At 39.6% G+C, this 20591-nt stretch carries 13 protein-coding genes, 2 tRNA genes, 2 pseudogenes and 1 CRISPR repeat array; of the genes and pseudogenes, 5 read left to right on the plus strand and 12 right to left on the minus strand.

Going from position 1 to position 20591, the window contains the following annotated elements; genetic code table 11:
* The 7 genes and pseudogenes from C8D76_RS09525 to cas9 form a co-directional block, all read right to left on the minus strand.
* Window positions 1-101, minus strand: a pseudogene (locus tag C8D76_RS09525) (IS1595 family transposase); the annotation flags it as partial.
* Window positions 102-225: 124 nt separating this feature from the next.
* Window positions 226-302: transfer RNA gene (locus tag C8D76_RS09530), tRNA-Arg, on the minus strand.
* Between the two features lie 243 nt (window positions 303-545).
* On the minus strand, window positions 546-1274 hold the full coding sequence (locus tag C8D76_RS09535; protein WP_116632543.1) for an NAD-dependent epimerase/dehydratase family protein: 729 nt from the start codon (window positions 1272-1274) through the stop codon (window positions 546-548).
* 17 nt (window positions 1275-1291) lie between these two features.
* The gene (locus C8D76_RS09540; RefSeq protein ID WP_165814366.1) at window positions 1292-1933 is read right to left on the minus strand and encodes an FMN-dependent NADH-azoreductase; all 642 of its coding nucleotides are present in this window, start codon (window positions 1931-1933) and stop codon (window positions 1292-1294) included.
* A gap of 313 nt (window positions 1934-2246) precedes the next feature.
* Window positions 2247-3272: a CRISPR direct-repeat array (repeat unit 36 nt; unit sequence GTTGTAGCTCCCTTTTTCATTTCGCAGTGCTATAAT).
* A 63-nt stretch (window positions 3273-3335) separates the two neighbouring features.
* Window positions 3336-3662, minus strand: a complete 327-nt coding sequence (gene cas2, locus C8D76_RS09545; protein WP_116632545.1) for a CRISPR-associated endonuclease Cas2 — start codon at window positions 3660-3662, stop codon at window positions 3336-3338.
* Window positions 3655-4572 (minus strand): type II CRISPR-associated endonuclease Cas1, encoded by a 918-nt coding sequence (gene cas1, locus C8D76_RS09550; RefSeq protein WP_116632546.1) that lies wholly within the window; start codon window positions 4570-4572, stop codon window positions 3655-3657. The genes cas2 and cas1 overlap by 8 nt, the downstream gene beginning before the upstream one ends.
* 52 nt (window positions 4573-4624) lie before the next feature.
* Window positions 4625-7789: a type II CRISPR RNA-guided endonuclease Cas9 gene (gene cas9, locus C8D76_RS09555; protein WP_116632555.1), complete on the minus strand. Its 3165-nt coding sequence runs from the start codon at window positions 7787-7789 to the stop codon at window positions 4625-4627.
* 358 nt (window positions 7790-8147) lie between these two features.
* Between cas9 and argS the strand changes: the two genes are divergently transcribed.
* The 3 genes from argS (at window position 8148) to dnaJ (ending at window position 13503) form a co-directional block, all read left to right on the plus strand.
* On the plus strand, window positions 8148-9875 hold the full coding sequence (argS, locus tag C8D76_RS09560) for an arginine--tRNA ligase (RefSeq protein WP_116632547.1): 1728 nt from the start codon (window positions 8148-8150) through the stop codon (window positions 9873-9875).
* A 439-nt stretch (window positions 9876-10314) separates the two neighbouring features.
* Window positions 10315-12222 carry a molecular chaperone DnaK gene (gene dnaK / locus C8D76_RS09565; RefSeq protein WP_116632548.1) on the plus strand — a complete coding sequence of 636 codons (1908 nt, stop codon included), beginning with the start codon at window positions 10315-10317 and terminating at the stop codon, window positions 12220-12222.
* 150 nt (window positions 12223-12372) lie between these two features.
* On the plus strand, window positions 12373-13503 hold the full coding sequence (dnaJ, locus tag C8D76_RS09570; protein WP_116632549.1) for a molecular chaperone DnaJ: 1131 nt from the start codon (window positions 12373-12375) through the stop codon (window positions 13501-13503).
* 65 nt (window positions 13504-13568) lie between these two features.
* Here dnaJ and C8D76_RS09575 read toward each other — a convergent pair whose 3' ends face one another.
* Both C8D76_RS09575 and C8D76_RS09580 read right to left on the minus strand, forming a co-directional pair.
* Window positions 13569-14531: a calcium/sodium antiporter gene (locus C8D76_RS09575; RefSeq protein WP_116632550.1), complete on the minus strand. Its 963-nt coding sequence runs from the start codon at window positions 14529-14531 to the stop codon at window positions 13569-13571.
* 140 nt (window positions 14532-14671) lie between these two features.
* A tRNA-Asn gene (locus C8D76_RS09580) sits at window positions 14672-14747 on the minus strand.
* 406 nt (window positions 14748-15153) lie between these two features.
* On the opposite strand from C8D76_RS09580, the gene uvrB reads away from it, so the two are divergent.
* The gene (gene uvrB, locus C8D76_RS09585; RefSeq protein WP_116632551.1) at window positions 15154-17187 is read left to right on the plus strand and encodes an excinuclease ABC subunit UvrB; all 2034 of its coding nucleotides are present in this window, start codon (window positions 15154-15156) and stop codon (window positions 17185-17187) included.
* A 311-nt stretch (window positions 17188-17498) separates the two neighbouring features.
* On the opposite strand, the gene C8D76_RS09590 is transcribed toward uvrB, so the two are convergent.
* On the minus strand, window positions 17499-18113 hold the full coding sequence (locus tag C8D76_RS09590; RefSeq protein WP_116632552.1) for a TetR/AcrR family transcriptional regulator: 615 nt from the start codon (window positions 18111-18113) through the stop codon (window positions 17499-17501).
* Window positions 18114-18200: 87 nt separating this feature from the next.
* Here C8D76_RS09590 and C8D76_RS09595 point away from each other — a divergent pair, with 87 nt between their 5' ends.
* Entirely contained in the window at window positions 18201-19088 is an 888-nt protein-coding gene (locus C8D76_RS09595) for an NAD(P)-dependent oxidoreductase (protein ID WP_116632553.1), read from the plus strand.
* A 708-nt stretch (window positions 19089-19796) separates the two neighbouring features.
* Here the strand turns inward: C8D76_RS09595 and C8D76_RS09600 are convergent.
* Together C8D76_RS09600 and C8D76_RS09605 are read right to left on the minus strand one after the other, a co-directional pair.
* Window positions 19797-20459: a hypothetical protein gene (locus tag C8D76_RS09600; RefSeq protein WP_133241340.1), complete on the minus strand. Its 663-nt coding sequence runs from the start codon at window positions 20457-20459 to the stop codon at window positions 19797-19799.
* Window positions 20460-20515: 56 nt separating this feature from the next.
* Window positions 20516-20591, minus strand: a pseudogene (locus C8D76_RS09605) (IS1595 family transposase); the annotation flags it as partial.

The following is a 20591-nucleotide window of genomic DNA, read 5'->3' on the forward strand; positions in this document are numbered from 1 at the left end:
CCAAGTAAATCTGCAGCTGAGCGAGCCGTGACTTCTAGCACAAAAAATTCAAGTAATTTTCTCTGTATAGATTTCTTTAGTTTACAATGAGTTATCTTCATTTTTGTAGATTAGCATAGTACCTAATCTACGTCAGCCCCTTGTTATAAATCCTGAATCAAGATAGCATTTTAATTCATAACAAGCATTTTCTGCATTTAGATATAGGAAGGTTTTTTGAAGCAATGGCGAACGCGGGCGGAGTCGAACCGCCGACCTGCCCCTTAGGAGGGGGCTGCTCTATCCTACTAAGCTACGCATTCTTGATATGGGTAAGTTTGACATAAATCCTTTGGAAAGCCAATAAAGTGCGGTCAAAATTTCGTGAGTTTTGAATTGCGATTGATCTGAATTTTCAAATATTAAAGAAAGAGAATTTTGATTAATTCAACAAACGCTTTAAAGAATAGCTAAATTTCATTTAGACTAAAATAGGATTAAATATGACAAGCGGTCTGTCTCCAGCGAGTTTTACAAAATTTGCCGAAAACAGACCGCTTGAAATTTTATAATCTAAAATCCGCTTTCCAAGTTGGGAAGGCTTGGCGGAATTTGCTGGTATCTAAACGTAGATCTTCATCTGCCACGTTGAACACTTCATCGGTTTCGCAATCCATTGCAAGCAATACGGCTTGTGCGGCGGCGTCTACGTGCAATGTTGGTGCAAAATCAACGGGTTCTGCAATGCCTGAATCATTGCCATAAAACCAGCCGTTGCGTAACACGATGCCGATAAACCTGCCGTTTAACACTTGTTGCTCAAGGCTATGAACCGCTTTGGCTGTTTCGCCGTAAGCTGGTTCATTGAAATCCAATAATGGCGATTCTTCAGTATGTGCTTTATCGCTAGGGGCGTAAACAAAGCCGATGCTTTGAGCAACCATTTTTTTAACGCCCGCTTTTTCTGCCGCTCGCACCAAATTTCGTGTGCCTTCATCACGCATGCGTGCGTTGCGAACCAAAGCGGCTTCCATTTCTTCGGCTTTCAAACCATCTGGCAAATCGGTTAATTGATGCAGCACGATTTCAGGTTTGATTTCAACCATTGCTTTTTCTAATCCTTCAGGATCAAAAGCGTCAACGATAACGGGTTTTACGCCCAACGCTTCTAATTTTTTCGCTTTTTCTTGGCTGCGTGTTGTGCCATAAACGGTGTAGCCTGCATTTACCAATAATTTGCTCAATGGAATGCCCAAAACGCCACTTGCACCAGCTAAAAATACGGTTTTACTCATTTACTTTCCTTAAATAACTAATGATTAAATGATGAAACTAAATCAGCGATATGTGCCGCTAATTCTGCTTTTGCTTTATTGATTAAAGCCTGTTTATCGTTGCCGATAATGTCCAAACCTTCGGCTCGGATCAATTTCATATTATGAATGCCGATGGTATGCAATGCGACACGCAAAAAGAGCGGTGCGACATCAATGGCTTGATAGCGGAAATCGGTACTAAAATCGCTACCGCTGGTTAATACGGCAGTAACCTTGGTTTTATCCGACATTAAGCCGACATAACCTTGCTCAGTAAAGGCAAAAGTTTCGCCGACGATTAATACGTTATCAAAATAATCTTTTAATTTTGAAGGCACGTTGAAATTGTGAATCGGTGAATAGATAAAAATCAGATCCGCTTCTTTCCAGGTTTTTAAGAACGCTTGTTGTGCTTCGAGATCTTGGTTTTGCGCTGCCGACATTTGATTCGAATCTCGTATTGTCAAGGTTTCTGCGGAAATGCGTGGGAGGCGAAGTGCAGGATCATAGAGATTCACTGTGGTAACTTCTGCATTTGCGAGTGAAGATAATTGTTGTAAACCAGCTTGTGCCAACTGATTGGCGGCCCGTTGCGGATTGGCAAAATCGGGGTGAGAAATGACTTGTAAAACTTTCATATATGTTCCGTGAGTGAAAAAACTGTGCATTGTAATTGAAGTGATAGCATAAATAAAGGAATTAAACAGATTGGCTGAAATACCAAACCGATTGTGAAGTAGTATCAGTTTTTCACAACTTCAGGCTTATTTAAATATGCACAAGATTTGCTTTTTACTTTGGCAAATATATTTATGGTATTGGTAATAAATTATCTAACACCATAATTGGATAATAAAGATACTTTTCAAAGCAAATCGCGATGATATTCGGTGCTTACAGATGAATTGTATCTGCCAACACCAATTCGTTAAAAATGCTGGTAGTGTTAAGGTTATAGCTCCCTTTTTCATTTCGCAGTGCTATAATAGGTGCGGTTATCGGACTTATTCTTATACTGTTGTAGCTCCCTTTTTCATTTCGCTGTGCTATAATTTTACAATAGTATTTGCCACGTTGTTATAGGTTGTAGCTCCCTTTTTCATTTCGCAGTGCTATAATGCATAAGGATTAGGCTTTGATGATTGAGCTGTTGTAGCTCCCTTTTTCATTTCGCAGTGCTATAATTGACCTGCGACCTTTATTAAATCTTACTTTGTTGTAGCTCCCTTTTTCATTTCGCAGTGCTATAATAACTCGCTGCTAAAGCAATGCGAAAAGGTGGTTGTAGCTCCCTTTTTCATTTCGCAGTGCTATAATCTGGCTTAACTTTCATCGCTCATCTCCTCTGTTGTAGCTCCCTTTTTCATTTCGCAGTGCTATAATATTCCCGACAAAATATCGTGAAGTTTATGTGTTGTAGCTCCCTTTTTCATTTCGCAGTGCTATAATTTTTCATAAGTGAGCCTACTGCAAGTACAGGTTGTAGCTCCCTTTTTCATTTCGCAGTGCTATAATTTCTAATCGAAAAATAAGAAAAGATTCTATGTTGTAGCTCCCTTTTTCATTTCGCAGTGCTATAATGGAGTAGATAATCTAAAATCAGTCTTATCAGTTGTAGCTCCCTTTTTCATTTCGCAGTGCTATAATTAGGTGGAGGCATATTTACAAGAATTCTGTGTTGTAGCTCCCTTTTTCATTTCGCAGTGCTATAATCTTATAAAGTTAACTTTATTTCATGAAATAGTTGTAGCTCCCTTTTTCATTTCGCAGTGCTATAATTACCTAATACATTACTTGTAATATCATACTGTTGTAGCTCCCTTTTTCATTTCGCAGTGCTATAATTGCTTGAAAGAGATCTTCTCTATTTAGGTAGTTGTAGCTCCCTTTTTCATTTCGCAGTGCTATAATTGAAATACAGCGACAGACTCGCCAAAGGCTGTTGTAGCTCCCTTTTTCATTTCGCAGTGCTATAATTAGGAGCGCTAAAAAGCCTTAATCCGCAAGGGTTTAAGGCTTTTTTATTGCTTGAAAATTGTTTCAAAACAGTAAAAGTTGATTTGAATTCACCTTTTTTTCTTGCAGTTTTTTCTCACCTACAAGAATTTCCATATTAGCAAACTGTTTTTCTGTAATGGAAATACAACGAATTGAGCCTTCTTCAGGCAAATGTTCAACTAATCTTTTATGATGTTTTTCCATTGCATCACGCCCTCGAATAATTCGGGTATAAATAGAAAGTTGCAACATTTGGTAGCCATCTTTTAGTAAAAACTGTCGGAATTGGTTTGCAGCTCGCATCTTGGCTTTGGTTGTCACAGGTAAATCAAATAGTACTATTATACGCATAAAGACATTCTCACTCATATTGGTGCTCCGCTAGCGGTAGAATTTCAGGGAGTTTTAATAAATCTGCATTGCGCTGGGTTAATGCAGACTGGAATGAACTGACTGTTCGATCAATGGCAGTTAAGGTATTCACTTTTTCTTGTTTAAACAAAAGCTGATAATTCAAAACTTTTATTAAGCGTTGTTTTAAAGTTGGTGATAAATTGAGAGCTAACTTATCTTCATTCGCAAGTTGCACTACCAATAAATCGACCAAAGGGCGAAACGGCTCAATAAAATCATCAGCAAGATTAAAGGCATTCAGCTCGTTTCGATGAAATAAACCCATTTGTGGTAACCAACCGTATAATACCAATGCACGTGCTACTGCTGAGCGCACGACGGTATAACCATAATTCAATGCACCATTAACCGCATGTTCATCTGCCGTGCGTTTAAATCCTTTACCAAACAAAATTTGAAAATAAATGACCGCACTTTGTGCTTCTAAATTCTCTTTATCACCTGATTTCACTTGTTCAGCCATTTTAAACAAGCGATCAGATTCGACTTTAAATTGGCAGATTTTCAACACTGTTGCTTGATTACGAATTTTCTGCTGTACAATTTTCTGCCAAAGTTGCTTCTTTTGTGGCAAGCTGGCTTCTAGTTGCAATCTTAAGGTTTTCAATTGTCGATGATATTGATTAAACGGTAACCACTGTCCACAAGGCAAAAACTGTTCATCACAAGTTAGCAAAGTAATGCCATATAAGCCAAAAGCCGATAATAAAGGAATAGTAATGACAGTTTCTCTACTTTCCACCACTACAATTGCGATATCTTCTAAAGGTACGGTAAATTCATTTCCCTCTTGTTGAATCAGCATTTGATTTTGTTGTAGCGAGAGCTTACCGCCTTTGCTGATTAAAATACTGCGCCACGTCATAGGGTACTCCTAAATAAAAAAATCCCCACACTCAAGGAGTGTAGGGATCGAATCAACGTACATTTTGTCGTTTAGTTGGGCGACAAGGACGAATATTTTTGCCGAGTACATCGACTTGATATTTTTCAAGAGAAATGGCAAGTTTTACACCAACACCTTGATAAATACCATTTTTACCTTTTGATTTATCTAAGTCATGTTCTTTAATATCAATATTTCCTGTTGATCGATTTAATGCATTAAAGTAACCTAAAATTTCTGCTTTCTTAGTTTTAAGTTTGATTAAATCGTTTTGATACATAGAAAATTGGAATTGTGCCTTTTCATCCATTATTTCCCATTCTTCTTCATCTTTACCTTGAATAACTGCTTTATTAGGCAAAATCCCTTTTGCCACTTGCCAGGTATAAATCGGAACGAGGAAATATTTTCCACCTTTGGTAAAGACATCAACACGCACCATTGAGGCATTATCCGCAACACCGTTCCCCCCTCTCACTAACACACCCGATTTCTGTGTTTGTTCCACTCGAATGGCTTTTACCAATGTTCCACCTTTTTTATAGAATGGTTCAGCAAAAGCTTTGGCGGGATCATTGCCAAACTGCTCTAAACGAGTTTTTAATGATTCATATAAAGCCATTTCACGATTACGATTAACCATTCGCTCTAAATCACTCAATTTAAGTTGGGTTAAAGGTACTTTTAATACACTTATCCCTTCATTTAATCGTTTTGCCGATTTCACGGTTTCCATATGTCCTTGCCCTGTCATTTTTCGAGTTGGCATACGCGAAACAAATAATGGCTGTACAAATTCATGATTATATTGGGGATAATCAGGTAGGCGATTTTTGAGTTCTAATTTAGGATTTTCACTAAAAATACGAATTTCCACATTTTCTTTAAAGAATGCCCACGGACTAGGGAAATGCAGCGGAATAATCTCACCAGTTTCACGATCAATACGCTCTCCAGTAAATACATTCCCTTCTTTATATTTCACAAATCTCGTAATTTTTTGTTGCATCGCAACCGTTGAGCAAGCGACAACAACGGCATCCAGTGCATGATGGCGATCATTATCTTCACGCTTTTTGGGCAAGCCCCAACGTCCACGCAATAAAGCCGTAATCTGCCCATTTGAGGCAAATACTTTGCGTTTTCCTTTCCCCGTGAGCAACATATGATCAGCAATAAAATTACATAAGAAACGGGCGACATAACGAGTATCATTTAAATTACGCTCAATAAATCCTTTTTCATCCAATTTATGGCTCAAAATCCGCTGTTTTTTGCTATATGAGAAAGCACTGGTTTGCACTCGGGCAACAAAATGCCGCCAACGCTCACTATTATTTTTGCCATCCAACCATTCATAAGGGGTTAAATTGCCTTTATTTTGGTTTTCATTAGCTAACACCAACACTTTATTATTAAAACTATCATCCCAAGTGCGAGAAAACGGCAGCGCGTGATCCACTTCTACATAACCTTTTTCCAGCAAACGATGGGGGTCTAAGGGTTTACCTGAATATAAACATTTCGATTGTTGTAATTCATACAAGCGCAATTTAAGAATGTCTTTGCCTTTCGGCTCTCCCACAAAGTCTGGAAAATATTCTTTGAATTTTTTCACCGCACTTTTACGCTGTTCATGATTGTCTTTTTGTTGTTTATCTAGTTTTTGGCGATCCTGATAAGATCTGCCCACTTCACGCCCTGTTTCAATATGAATACGTGCGGGCGAGCCGTATAAACGTACCACTTCATTAATTACCTTACGAGTTTGGGTTAATGTACGTAACACAACTGGGTTTCTAATTTCACCTGCAGGAATATTTGGTAATAAACGGTCAATTTCTATCGATTTTTTACCATAATGAGCACCATAAATAGTAGAAACGGCTTCATCATAACGTTGCCCTTGTAACATCAACGGCAAGATTTGTTGTAACGCTTTGAGTGAAAGCTGAATAAATTTGTCGAAATTAAGATTTTCTAACAAGATATTTAAGACATTTTTCGCTAATTTTCCCTCTAAATAACAGCTAATATCTTTGTCAGTTTTATATAAAGAAAATGCTGTGCCAATATCATCTAATAACGTAGGATTATTTTTTATCGTATTCCATTCAGCCTTTAAATCCGCGCCTTCCAATGCTTTACGAATTTGATGATAAGCTTTCATCTCCATCAAAGTGGTTTTCGTTTCAACCGCCTTTTTATCTTCACCTTGATAACGTACGCCTTTAAAGATAGCATCATCAGATAAAGCCAATATTGTTCTCACTTGAGCATAAGTTAATTTTGCTTTTTCATAAGGCTGTTCAAGCAAAGTAAAACGTTCCTGATCAGTTAATGCCCGTTCGACGCCATTTTCCAAGATGCGCAAATTATTGAGTTTCGTCAGCCACACAAAGCGTTCTGCCGAATAGCTATTTTTCGCCGCTTTATCTTCCGTTGGTTCAAAGGTACATTTCCCCAGCATTTTCAAAATGGCATCCCCTGCAAGAGCTGGCTTTTGCCACATCAATAAATCAGTCAAATTTTCCAATAAAGTCGCAGAAGTGTATGGATTTCCTAACTCCATTTGACGTTGAAACAATAATTTCATTTCTGCTAATAAATCTAAACGGTTAAATGTATGCGTATAAGCACCACGCTGATTACGAATATGCCCATCTTCTATTTGGAATTTTTTCACGGCAATTTCCGCTGGTGTGCGATATTCAGAAGACATCAAAATGTTATGGTTAGCTGCAACGCCTAAAAGTAATGCGCCTAATTCTTTATTATCGCTTTTACTTTCGTTTTTACGTTGCGATAAATATCCGCGATGCTTCAATAAATGCAACAGCACAGCTGCCCATTCTTGACGTTCTAGTTTTTGGTCTAAACCATTAACTCGTAATTGCCAAACATCATTAGGCAGTTGTTCATCGGTTGAAAGCAAAAGATTTTCTGCTTTTAATAAACGTTTCGCTTTTTTGATCCTAGCGGCACGGCGTTGCACTAAACGGCGAGCCGATCGTGCCAAACGGCGAGCTAACGCCAAGCTCTCTCCAGTTTTGGGCACTTCTGCACGATCAAAAGTGCGTACACCAACATCAATTAAACCTAGTGGATTTTCTTGTTCATCAATCTCCACCACTGCCCAGCCAACAGACGCAATACCTAAATCAAGACCTAAAATATAGTTTAATGGTTTCACCATATTCATAATTTCTCCTTATTCGGGTTTATCCTTAGTTTTATTGTTGTTATTTTTACCATAATCTCTATAGAAAATATATTGACTTTGGCTGATTGCCTAGATATTATTTTCATGTTGTAATAGCACTGCGAAATGAAAAACGTTGTTACAATAAGAGATAAATTTCTCGCAACGCTCTGCCCCTTGTTGCTTAGGTTTCAAGGGGCATCGTTTTCTATTCATTATTAAATTTCAAAAACGCTATTAACTTCCCTAATACTTCATTTCTCTCCCTCAAAGACAAAAATCCTTTTCCAATCAGGTATAGTTCGGTATCATACGGCAGATTTTTTTATTTCATTTTATAGATAGGCAAAACGTGAATATTCAACAACTTTTATCAGATAAAATTCAGCAAGCAATGGTTTCAGCGGGGGCGGAACAAGGCGTGGAAGCTGCAGTTCGTCAATCAGGCAAACCGCAATTTGGCGATTATCAAGCTAATGGGATTATGGGGGCGGCTAAAAAATTAGGTTTAAACCCGCGTGAGTTTGCGCAAAAAGTGTTAGATCACCTTGATTTAAAAGGCATTGTAGAAAAATTAGAAATTGCAGGGCCGGGGTTTATTAACATTTTCTTAGATAAAACTTGGTTGGCACACAACGCAAACAGCGTGCTAAGTGCGGTCAATTTTGGCATTAAAACTGAAAAGCCACAGACCATTGTTATTGACTACTCCTCGCCAAACGTTGCCAAGGAAATGCACGTGGGGCATTTGCGCTCTACGATTATTGGCGATGCCGTTGTGCGTACCTTAGAATTTTTAGGCAATCGTGTAATCCGTGCCAACCATGTAGGCGATTGGGGAACACAATTTGGTATGCTCATCGCCTATTTGGAAAAAATGGAAAATGAAAATGCCACAGCCATGGAATTGAGCGATTTAGAAGCTTTCTATCGTGCTGCCAAAGAACATTATGATTCTGATGAAGCCTTTGCAGAAAAAGCTCGTAATTATGTGGTGAAATTGCAAAGTGGCGATGAATATTGCCGTACTATGTGGAAAAAACTGGTGGACATCACCATGCACCACAATCAAGAAAACTATGATCGCCTGAACGTTACATTGACCGAAAAAGATGTCATGGGCGAAAGCCTTTACAACCCGATGCTGCCTGAAATTGTTGCGGATTTAAAACAGCAAGGTTTAGCGGTTGAAGATGACGGCGCGTTAGTGGTTTATTTAGATGAATTCAAAAATAAAGACGGCGATGCGATGGGCGTGATTGTGCAGAAAAAAGATGGCGGTTTCCTTTATACCACCACAGATATTGCCGCGGCGAAATATCGTTATCACAATTTGCACGCAGATCGCGTTTTGGTTTTCTCAGACAGCCGCCAAAGCCAACATATGCAGCAAGCTTGGCTGATCACGCGCAAAGCAGGCTATGTACCAGATTCATTCAGCTTGGAACATCCATTTTTCGGTATGATGCTTGGCAAAGATGGAAAACCATTCAAAACTCGTTCGGGCGGCACGGTAAAATTAAAAGATTTACTGGATGAAGCCGTTGAACGCGCAGATAAACTGATTTCAGAACGCAATCCTGATTTGACCGAAACTGAAAAAGCAGCGGTGGTTGAAGCGGTTGCTATCGGTTCAGTGAAATATTCGGATTTATCAAAAAATCGCACCACCGATTATGTTTTCGACTGGGATAATATGTTGACCTTTGAGGGCAATACCGCGCCTTATATGCAATATGCTTACACGCGTATTGCGTCAATCTTTGCCCGCGCCAATGTTGATGTGAATAATTTAACTGGCGACATTGTACTCTCTGATGACAAAGAACGCGCTTTAGCGATTAAATTATTGCAATTTGAAGAAGCATTAAATGGCGTAGCGAAAGACGGTATGCCGCATATTTTATGTCAATACTTATATGAATTAGCAGGAACATTCTCTAGTTTCTACGAGGCTTGCCCAATTTTAAATGCAGAAGATGCCGTGAAAAATAGCCGTTTAAAATTAGCTGCCTTAACCGCAAAAACCTTAAAACAGGGCTTGGATTTGCTGGGGATTAAAACCGTAGAGAAAATGTAATCTCAAAAATGCTATATCAGATAAGGGGCGAATTTAACGCCCCTTTCTATTCTATATATTTCACAAAAAACTTTTTAAATTTTGACCGCACTTTTGGTCTTTCTGCATTTATTTGCCAATGCTTTTAGCGAAAGATCCCATAAAACAAGGACAATTTAGCGATTTCATTAATGAACGCAAAAGTCCATTACATCAACGTTTAAAATACGCTTGAAAATTTTTTATTTTTTGACCGCACTTTTTTCATTTTTCCCCTTGAAATCTCTTTTCACTCCCCCATTTTCATTTCACGATGAAATTACACCTGCTTTTTTTGAAAAGTTCAAAAATTTTTTAAAACTGCTCTTGAAATAGCAAATGTAATCCACATTTTACTAACACGTAAGGCGAGGCAAACTACTTCGCTAAAAGTGAACAGATTCAAACTAGGAGAAACAAAATGGGCAAAATTATTGGTATTGACTTAGGTACAACCAACTCTTGTGTTGCGGTAATGGACGGCGACAAACCTCGTGTAATTGAAAATGCTGAAGGCGATCGCACAACGCCATCGATCATCGCCTATACAAATGATAATGAAACATTAGTCGGTCAACCTGCAAAACGTCAAGCGGTAACCAATCCAAAAAATACATTATTTGCGATCAAACGTTTAATTGGTCGCCGTTTTGAAGACAGCGAAGTTCAACGTGATGTCAACATTATGCCATTTAGTATTGTGAAAGCGGACAATGGTGATGCTTGGGTTGATGTGAAAGGCGATAAATTAGCGCCACCACAAATCTCTGCAGAAGTCTTGAAAAAAATGAAAAAAACCGCAGAAGATTTCTTAGGTGAAGCGGTAACTGAAGCGGTTATTACTGTGCCAGCTTACTTTAATGATGCACAACGTCAAGCTACAAAAGATGCGGGTCGTATCGCAGGTCTTGAAGTAAAACGTATCATCAATGAGCCAACAGCAGCAGCATTAGCTTATGGTTTAGACAAAGGCACTGGCAACCAAACTATCGCCGTTTACGACTTAGGTGGTGGTACATTTGACTTATCCATTATCGAAATTGATGAAGTGGGTGGCGAGAAAACATTTGAAGTATTAGCAACTAACGGTGATACACACTTAGGTGGTGAGGACTTCGATAACCGCGTAATCAACTATCTTGTGGATGAATTCCAAAAAGAACAAGGTGTAGATTTACGCAACGATCCACTTGCAATGCAACGTTTAAAAGAAGCGGGCGAAAAAGCGAAAATTGAACTTTCTTCCGCACAACAAACAGATGTAAATCTTCCTTACATCACCGCTGATGCAACAGGACCAAAACACTTAAACATCAAATTAACTCGTGCGAAATTAGAAGCATTAGTTGAAGACTTGGTGACTCGTTCAATGGAACCTGTAAAAGTGGCATTAAATGATGCAGGTTTAAGCGTAAGCCAAATTGATGATGTCATTTTAGTGGGTGGTCAAACTCGTATGCCATTAGTTCAACAAAAAGTGGCAGAATTCTTTGGCAAAGAACCACGCAAAGATGTCAACCCAGATGAAGCAGTCGCGGTGGGTGCAGCGGTACAAGGTGGTGTATTATCTGGTAATGTAACCGATGTATTATTGTTAGACGTTACCCCATTATCACTCGGTATCGAAACAATGGGTGGCGTGATGACAACCTTAATTGAGAAAAACACAACGATTCCAACTAAAAAATCGCAAGTATTCTCAACAGCGGAAGATAACCAAAGTGCGGTAACCATTCACGTATTGCAAGGTGAACGCAAACAAGCGTCTGCAAATAAATCTTTAGGTCAATTTAACCTTGAAGGTATCAACCCTGCACCACGTGGTATGCCACAAATTGAAGTAACTTTCGATATCGATGCTGATGGTATCATTCACGTTTCTGCGAAAGATAAAGGCACTGGCAAAGAGCAACAAATCACTATCAAAGCGTCTTCTGGCTTAAGTGATGATGAAATTCAACAGATGGTGCGTGATGCCGAAGCGAACGCTGAAGCAGACCGTAAATTTGAAGAATTAGTGCAAGCGCGTAACCAAGCGGATCATTTAGTACACTCTACTCGCAAACAATTAAGCGAAGTGGGCGATAAATTATCGGCAGACGACAAAGCGCCAATTGAAAAAGCGCTAAGCGAACTTGAAGAGGCAGCAAAAGGCGAAGACAAAGAAGCTATTGATGCAAAAGTTCAAGCGTTAATTCAAGTTTCTGAAAAATTGATCCAAGCAGGTCAAGCGCAGGCTCAAGCAGATGCGAACGCCCAACCGCAAGGTAACAAAGGCGGAGATGATGTCGTTGATGCAGAGTTTGAAGAAGTAAAAGATAATAAATAATCTTGCTTCAAAGCTTAAAACTAAGGGCGTAATATTACGCCCTTTTGGTGTATTTAGTTAGAACATAACGGCGCACTAAGTGTCGCCACGCACAGCTTGTCATTGCGTGGTTAAAACGAAAGCTAACACATTATTAAAGAGCATAATCTAATGGCAAAACGAGATTATTATGAAGTTCTAGGCATTCAAAAAGGCGCTGATGATAAAGAAATCAAGCGTGCTTATAAACGCCTAGCGATGAAATATCACCCAGATCGCACTAAAGGTGATAAAGAAAGCGAAGAGAAATTTAAAGAAATCAACGAAGCCTATGAAATCTTAAGCGATAAAGAGAAAAAAGCGGCTTATGATCAATACGGTCACGCTGCCTTTGAACAAGGTGGATTCGGTGGTGGCGCTGGCGGTTTTGGCGGTGGCTTTGGGGGCTTCGGCGGTTTTGAAGATATTTTCAGCGAAATGTTCGGCGGCGGTTCTTCACGTCAACGTGTAGTGCGCGGAGAAGATTTGCGCTACGACATTGAAATCACGCTTGAAGAAGCGGTACGCGGTGTCACCAAAGACATTCAAATTGCAACGCTTGTGCATTGTGATCACTGTGATGGTTCTGGTGCAGAGAAAGGATCAAAAGTTGAAACCTGCCCAACTTGTCACGGACATGGGCGTGTACGCCGCCAACAAGGTTTCTTTGTTACCGAGCAAGTGTGTCCAACCTGTCATGGCACAGGTAAAAAAATCGAGAAACCGTGCAAAAAATGTCATGGCGATGGACGCGTACATAAAAACGAAAGCCTTTCCGTTAAAATTCCAGCAGGTGTCGATACAGGCAACCAATTACGTTTAGCCGGCAAAGGCGCTGCGGGGGAAAATGGCGCGCCTGCGGGGGATTTATATGTTGTGATTCATGTTAAAGATCACCATATTTTCGAGCGTGACGGTAGCAATTTATATTGCGAAGTGCCAATCAGTTTCACTATGGCGGCATTAGGTGGGGAAATTGATGTACCAACCTTAGATGGTCGAGTGAAATTAAAAATCCCTGAAGGCACACAAACAGGAAAAATGTTCCGTATGCGCGGCAAAGGAATTACCGCAATGCGTTCTGGCTATTCGGGGGATTTAATTTGTAGAATTATCGTCGAAACCCCTGTGAAATTAACTGAGGAACAAAAAGAATTACTGCGTAAATTAGAAGATAGTTTTGAAGATCAGGAAAAACAACGCCCTAAATCTTCATCATTCTTTGATGGCGTGAAAAAATTCTTTGATAACTTAGGTAAATAAACAATTCTTGGCATTTTAAGTGCGGTCAAAAACTTTAATATTTTTGACCGCACTTTTTTTGCAAATTAAAGAGCGGTTTGGAATAAATAATAGTTATAGCCAATATAAGCCAATAATAAGATCAATCCTTCAACACGGTTAATTCGCCCAGGTTTGCCAAAGCCGAAAATCAGCAATAGCACGGTTAAGACTGACATCACTAACATATCACGCGAGAACATTTCATGCCCAACTTGCATCGGCGAAATTGAGCCTGAGATCCCAACAACGGCTAAGGTATTAAATAAGTTAGAGCCAATAATATTGCCAACGGCGAGATCCACTTCGCCTTTGCGTGCTGCCATAATGGAAGAGGCTAATTCGGGCAAGGACGTTCCGATAGCGACAATGGTTAAGCCAATCACTAAATCACTCACCCCAAAATGATGAGCGATTTCAACGGCGCCCCATACTAATAATTGAGAGCTGCCCATTAACACTGCCAAGCCAATTAACAGCCAGATAATGGATTTGCCTAAAGGCATATTCTCGCGCGTGTTTAATTCTTCCAACACTTCATCGCCAAGGGTGTCATCTCGATTTTTTAAGCCATGCCAAATGCTCCAGCCCATATAAAGGGCGAATGTGGCTAATAAAATCCACGCATCGGTGCGTGTTACCGCACCGTCCATAATCAAAAACGCAGAAAGTGCGGTGACAAAAATTAACATCGGTAATTCTTGCTTCAACACTTGTGAATTCACTGCCAATGGCAAAATTAAGGCGGTAAAACCTAGAATTAACGCAATGTTAGTGATATTTGAGCCATAGGCATTGCCTAAGGCAATCCCTGGGTTGCCATTTAAGGCAGACAAGGCAGAAACAATCATTTCGGGGGCGGAAGTGCCAAAACCGATGATCACGATACCAATTAATAATTGTGGCATTCCGAAGTAACGCGCGGTTGCTGCAGCGCCGTCCACAAAACGATCTGCCGCCCAAATGAGAAGTAATAAACCAACAATTATGGCGAGAGTAGCTAATAACATAAATATAAGACCTAGTAATGAAATTCGAGTGAGTATAACAAATTTAAGGCAAAAATAAAGCCCGACAAATTATCGGGCTAAACTTTTGGCTTTAATAAACTTCTATCAAAGGAGACAAATAAAAGTTCACCAAAAGGAAATGGCTCCTCCTGCGGGACTCGAACCTGCGACATATGGATTAACAGTCCACCGTTCTACCGACTGAACTAAGGAGGAATTGATTCAGTTACCGCAGTCATACTGCGAGATAGGTGGCGAATAATAAAGTTCTCAGCGATTCTTGTCAACCCAATTTTGCAAAAAATTTTACTTTTTCTGACCGCACTTTTCTATCCACAAAAACTGTGGATAACTCTGTGAATTAAACCCAATAAAATAAGCGCAAGCCTTATAAATACTATCACTACCCTATTTTGCTATAAGATTGGTTGTAAAATAACATTTCTTTACTTTTCAAAAGGTTATATTTTTTCAAATAAAATTTTAAAATTTTTTACTGTTTTTGTGATCTATTCGGCTTGACATTGCTAAGCTTGTGTAAAACCTAGCATTTTCCGCACTGAAAATTGCACTAAATTATGTTAAAATTGACCGCACTTAATGAATGATCAGTAGATATTGCATGTCACACAAAATTAATACCAAACCTTTTATTCTGCATTCAGAATTCCAACCCTCTGGCGATCAACCGCAAGCTATCGAAAAGCTAGTTGAAAATCTAAACGATGGGCTCGCCCACCAAACCTTGCTTGGGGTAACGGGCTCAGGCAAAACCTTTACCATTGCGAATGTGATCGCAAAATTAAACCGCCCAGCAATGTTGCTCGCGCCAAATAAAACCTTGGCTGCCCAGCTTTATGCAGAAATGAAAGCCTTTTTCCCCGAAAATGCCGTAGAGTATTTTGTTTCTTACTATGATTATTATCAGCCAGAAGCCTATGTGCCAAGCAGCGATACCTTTATTGAAAAAGATGCGTCAATTAATGATCAAATCGAGCAAATGCGTCTGTCTGCAACCAAATCGTTTTTGGAACGCCGCGATACCATTGTGGTCGCCTCCGTTTCCGCGATCTATGGTTTAGGCGATCCCGATTCTTATCTCAAAATGATGTTGCATCTCCAAACTGGTGCGATTATTAATCAACGGGAAATTCTTTCTAAACTGGCGGAATTACAATATACCCGCAACGATCAAGCTTTCCAGCGTGGCACATTCCGAGTGCGTGGCGAAGTGATCGATATTTTCCCTGCTGAATCCGATGATCAAGCGATTCGGATTGAATTATTTGACGATGAAATTGAGCGTTTAACCTTATTCGATCCGCTCACTGGCACACGTTTTGGCACGGTGCCGCGTTTCACGGTGTATCCAAAAACTCACTATGTTACCCCCCGTGAACGCATTTTAGACGCCATTGAAAAGATCAAAGCGGAATTAGTTGAGCGCCGAGAATACTTTATTAAAGAAAATAAATTATTGGAAGAACAGCGCATTACTCAGCGCACACAATTTGATATTGAAATGATGAACGAGCTCGGTTATTGCTCGGGCATTGAAAATTATTCACGCTATTTATCAGGCAGAAATGAGGGCGAACCGCCCCCAACCTTATTTGATTATATTCCTTCCGATGGTTTATTAATTATTGATGAAAGCCACGTCACGGTGCCACAAATTGGCGGTATGTATCGTGGTGACCGTTCACGCAAAGAAACATTGGTGGAATATGGATTTCGTTTGCCTTCTGCATTGGATAATCGCCCACTTCGTTTTGAAGAATTTGAACGCCTTGCACCGCAAACTATTTACGTTTCAGCCACACCCGGCCCTTATGAATTAGAAAAATCAGGGGCAGAAATTATTGATCAGGTTGTGCGCCCAACTGGTTTATTGGATCCTGAAATTGAAATCCGCCCTGTCGCCATTCAAGTGGATGATTTACTTTCTGAAGCGCGTCAAAGAGCGGACAAAAACGAGCGAGTTTTAGTCACAACACTCACCAAGCGTATGGCAGAAGATCTCACTGATTATTTGGAAGAACACGGTGTGCGGGTGCGCTATCTCCACTCAGATATTGACACCGTAGAACGGGTTGAAATTATTCGAGATCTGCGTTTGGGCGAGTTTGATGTTTTAGTTGGGATCAACTTATTGCGTGAGGGGTTGGACATTCCTGAAGTTTCACTCGTGGCGATTTTAGATGCGGACAAAGAAGGTTTCTTGCGTTCCGAACGTTCGCTGATCCAAACAATTGGACGGGCGGCGCGTAACTTAAAAGGTAAAGCCATTTTGTACGCAGATAGAATCACTAACTCTATGGAAAAAGCCATTGGCGAAACCAACCGCCGCCGCGAAAAACAGCAAAAATACAATGAAGAGCACGGTGTTGTGCCACAAGCCTTAAACAAAAAAGTGGGCGAATTATTAGATATTGGCCAAGGGGCAAACAACAATCGCAGCAAATCTAAACGTAGCAAAGTGGCTGAACCACAAGCGGAATATAAAACGCCACGCAATCCTAAAGAATTGCAAAAAGAAATCAAGAAATTGGAACAACAAATGTACAAGTTTGCACAAGATCTTGAATTTGAAAAAGCCGCAGCGATACGCGATCAACTCCAACAGCTACGCCAAGAATTTATGTTGGAAAGCTAATATTTGCCTATCTAATATCTCTTTATACTTAATACTAGCTATACAAAAAGATAGATATACGCCCCAAAACGCGGACTTTATTTTAATCTAGGAACTGTATTAGATTAGCTGTTATGTTAGTCTAATACAGACCCTAGATTATTTATAACAGGAAGTAAAAAATGTTTAAGTAATAAATCATCCCAAATAGAGCTATGCTCAGGTTCAGCATTATACAAGATGGAATTAATACTGCTTCACGCCACTTAAACTACAAGTAAATCCTATCATCAGAAAAATCGCTCAATTATCCCAAACCGTCCCCAAAATCATTAGTCATCGGCCACAAAATAGCAAAACAACTTAACCAATTCTGCTTTAAATTCAGGCTCGGATAAATATCCCGACTGATCCAGCACGGCGGCGCGGACGGTGCCAACTAAACTGTGTGCCATAATGTATTGCTTGGTTGGGGATAACGTGCGGACAAGGGAAGATTGGGTAAAAATGCCTTGCAATATGTTTTCAATCGGTTCGTGCAATTGCGTGAATAGATTGTGTTTAATTAAGGCTTCGATTAGCAGCTTTCTCATTTTTTGTCTGCCATCAAAACCTTCCAGCAAAATGTTTACCACCATTTCGCCCAATTCGGCTTTGTTTTGCATCTCTTTTGATAATAATGCCTCGCTGATACGCGTTGTCATTTTGCTTAATTCTTGCTTTGCCATCGCCAATAAAATCGCTTCTTTATTCAGGAAATATTGATACAGCGTTCCCACGCTTAAGCCTGCTAATTCGGCAATGGCATTGGTGTTAAAGCGAAATTCCCGCTCTTCTTGCAAAATCTGAGCAGTGGCTTCAAAAATGAGTTTGGTGGTGTAAATGGAACGGGATTGTTTTGGCTTTTTTCTATAATTTTCAATGGGTTGTTTACTTTCTGTCATCATTAAATTCCAATAAAAAATGCGAGTATGGGCAAGTATTATTCCTGCCTATAATACAGTTTTCAACAAATCATTGATATGAGGTTATAAATGAACATTGCATTTTTAGGATTAGGCAAAATGGGCGCGGCAATGGCGTCGCATTTGGTTGGTCGGTCAGAACACACTTTAACTGTTTGGAACCGCAGCGTGGCGAAAACCGAAGCATTTGCGATGAAAGGTGCGCGTGTTGCCGCCACGCCGATTGAGGCGGTGCAAGGGGCAGATGTGGTTATCACCAGTTTGTTAGATGACAAATCGGTGGAAGCCTTGTTCTATTCCGATAGTCCACTGATGAATGCGTTGCGTAAAGACGCCATTCATTTGTGTTTAACCACGATTTCCCCCAAATGTGCCGACCGCCTGCAAGCCTTGCACCAAGAACACTGCAGCCGTTATGTTTCAGGGCCGGTGATTGGTCGTCCTAATGTTGCCCAAGCGGGGAAATTGATGCAGTTTTTGGCAGGCGATGCCAGTGCGATGGCGGAAATTACGCCTATTTGCGAATATTTTAGCGAGAATGTTAAAGTTTTAGCCGATGTGCCTGCGTCAGTCGCAAACAGCCAAAAGCTTTGTTTGAACTTCTTTGCGGTGGCGACCATTGAAGTGATGGCGGAATGTTTTACTTTAGGGGAAAAATTGGGCGTACCGCGTGAGAATTTGGCGTTCTTTTTTGACAAAGCCTTGCCCGCCCCAGCATTGAACGTGTATGTGCAAAAACTCTTTTCGCGTGATACCCAAAGCGGCGCGGGGTTTGCGATGGTGGGCGGTAAAAAAGACGTGAGCTTAATGCTGCAATCTGCCAGCGATGTGCATTGCCCATTAGACATTGCCACCGTGATTGCGAACAAAATGGACTCGGCATTGGCTTTGGGCTTGAGCGATTTAGATTGGAGCGCGATTCAGGAAATTAGCAGAAAAAGAGCGGGTTTAGATTAGTTTTTGATGGGTGTAAATATAATGGCAACGGAGAGGCGGATATTTGCTCACGTTGCCATTGTTTAAATGATGAATGCTTTTGTAGCATTTCGCTATGCGGTCAAAGAATGCAGTACGTTTTGAAGTTACAAATAGCTGAAAAACTTCCTGGATTTTGACCGCACTTTTAGATCATTTGAATGATAATTTCAGGCAAACATTAGCTTAAAATATTGGTTTCTGATGGAGTTATGCTTGTAAGTAATTACCTAAGCATCAAAATTTCATCTGCCTGTAGGACTAAATGATAACTAATAACAGACGGATTTTTCAATAAACAGAATAGCGATGTTGGCTTGAACATTGAGTAAATCCGTTGCTGATCGAGCAGTTGATCCGAATATAAAAAATTCAAGCAGTTTTCTCTGCATAGATTTCTTTAATTTACAATTAGTTATCTTCGTTTTTGTAGCTTAGCATAAGTGCTAAGCTACTTTAGTCCCAATTGTTTTATTCGGTTAATTTCCAACCTTGATAAAGTCTCTCTAATAAATTTTTTTGTCTATTTTCAAGGCTGTGTTTTAATAATCCGTTGATTTGGTGTTTGAATAGATAAAAGGGGGTGAAACAACCAACCCCTTTTATCTATCATGAGCTAAATTCTCTGAAAACTACCCCAAATGTCCATTAACCCAAAAAGTCGGTGTTTAATTTTTTCACAAATCACCTTCATAGGTTAAATTTCATATAAACAGGTTTGTTTTCAATGATACTCTCAATCGCTTGATTTAAGATAGCTTGAAACTGTTTTGCAGTTTTATCTAATTCATAGATACCTGCTTGACTGTTAAATTCATCATCTAACGCAAGAAAATTATCCAATTTGGATTTTTTCAAATCGTAAATTATTGGATTGTGGTATAACTTGGCGATTTCTTGTTGTTTTTCAGTTGAGAAATTAGGGAAAGGAATTATATCCCAATATTTTTGTGCCAAACTTCCACCATTACCACCAACTGCATAAAGGTCAATGAGTCCTTTGTTTCTGAAGTAATCCAAAATACATTTTACATATATCGCCTTGTTAGCATTATGTTCTTCTTGCTGTATTGTAATGCCGTGAATGTTGGTAATCACTTTCTCCTGCTCTTCAATAACTACTATTGAGCGTCCTTTTTCAAACCCCTCTGCCCCGAAAATTAAATCTCCTTTTTTAAGGGTTTTCAAACATTTTGAATTACCTAGATATTCTATGCTATCCACAGTCCCATATTTAGAAATAAACTTTGGAAGTATTAAGGTGTAAAAGTTTTTATGCTTTTTTTTACTGTAAATGCTATTCCCTATATTTGATATTTGCAAATTTTGTCCACGAGAAAGTGAAAATCCCAACTCTTGAATGGTTTTAAAACCTTTTGCATAATTTTTGGGGCTGACGTAGATTAGCCCTAAATTTCACACCATTTTCGCAATGTTTTTAGCTGCATTTTGGGTGTTCCAAAGTTAAACCGAAATTCACATTCC

This window comes from Alitibacter langaaensis DSM 22999 (assembly GCF_003096995.1).
In the GTDB taxonomy this organism is placed as follows: Bacteria; Pseudomonadota; Gammaproteobacteria; order Enterobacterales; family Pasteurellaceae; genus Exercitatus; species Exercitatus langaaensis.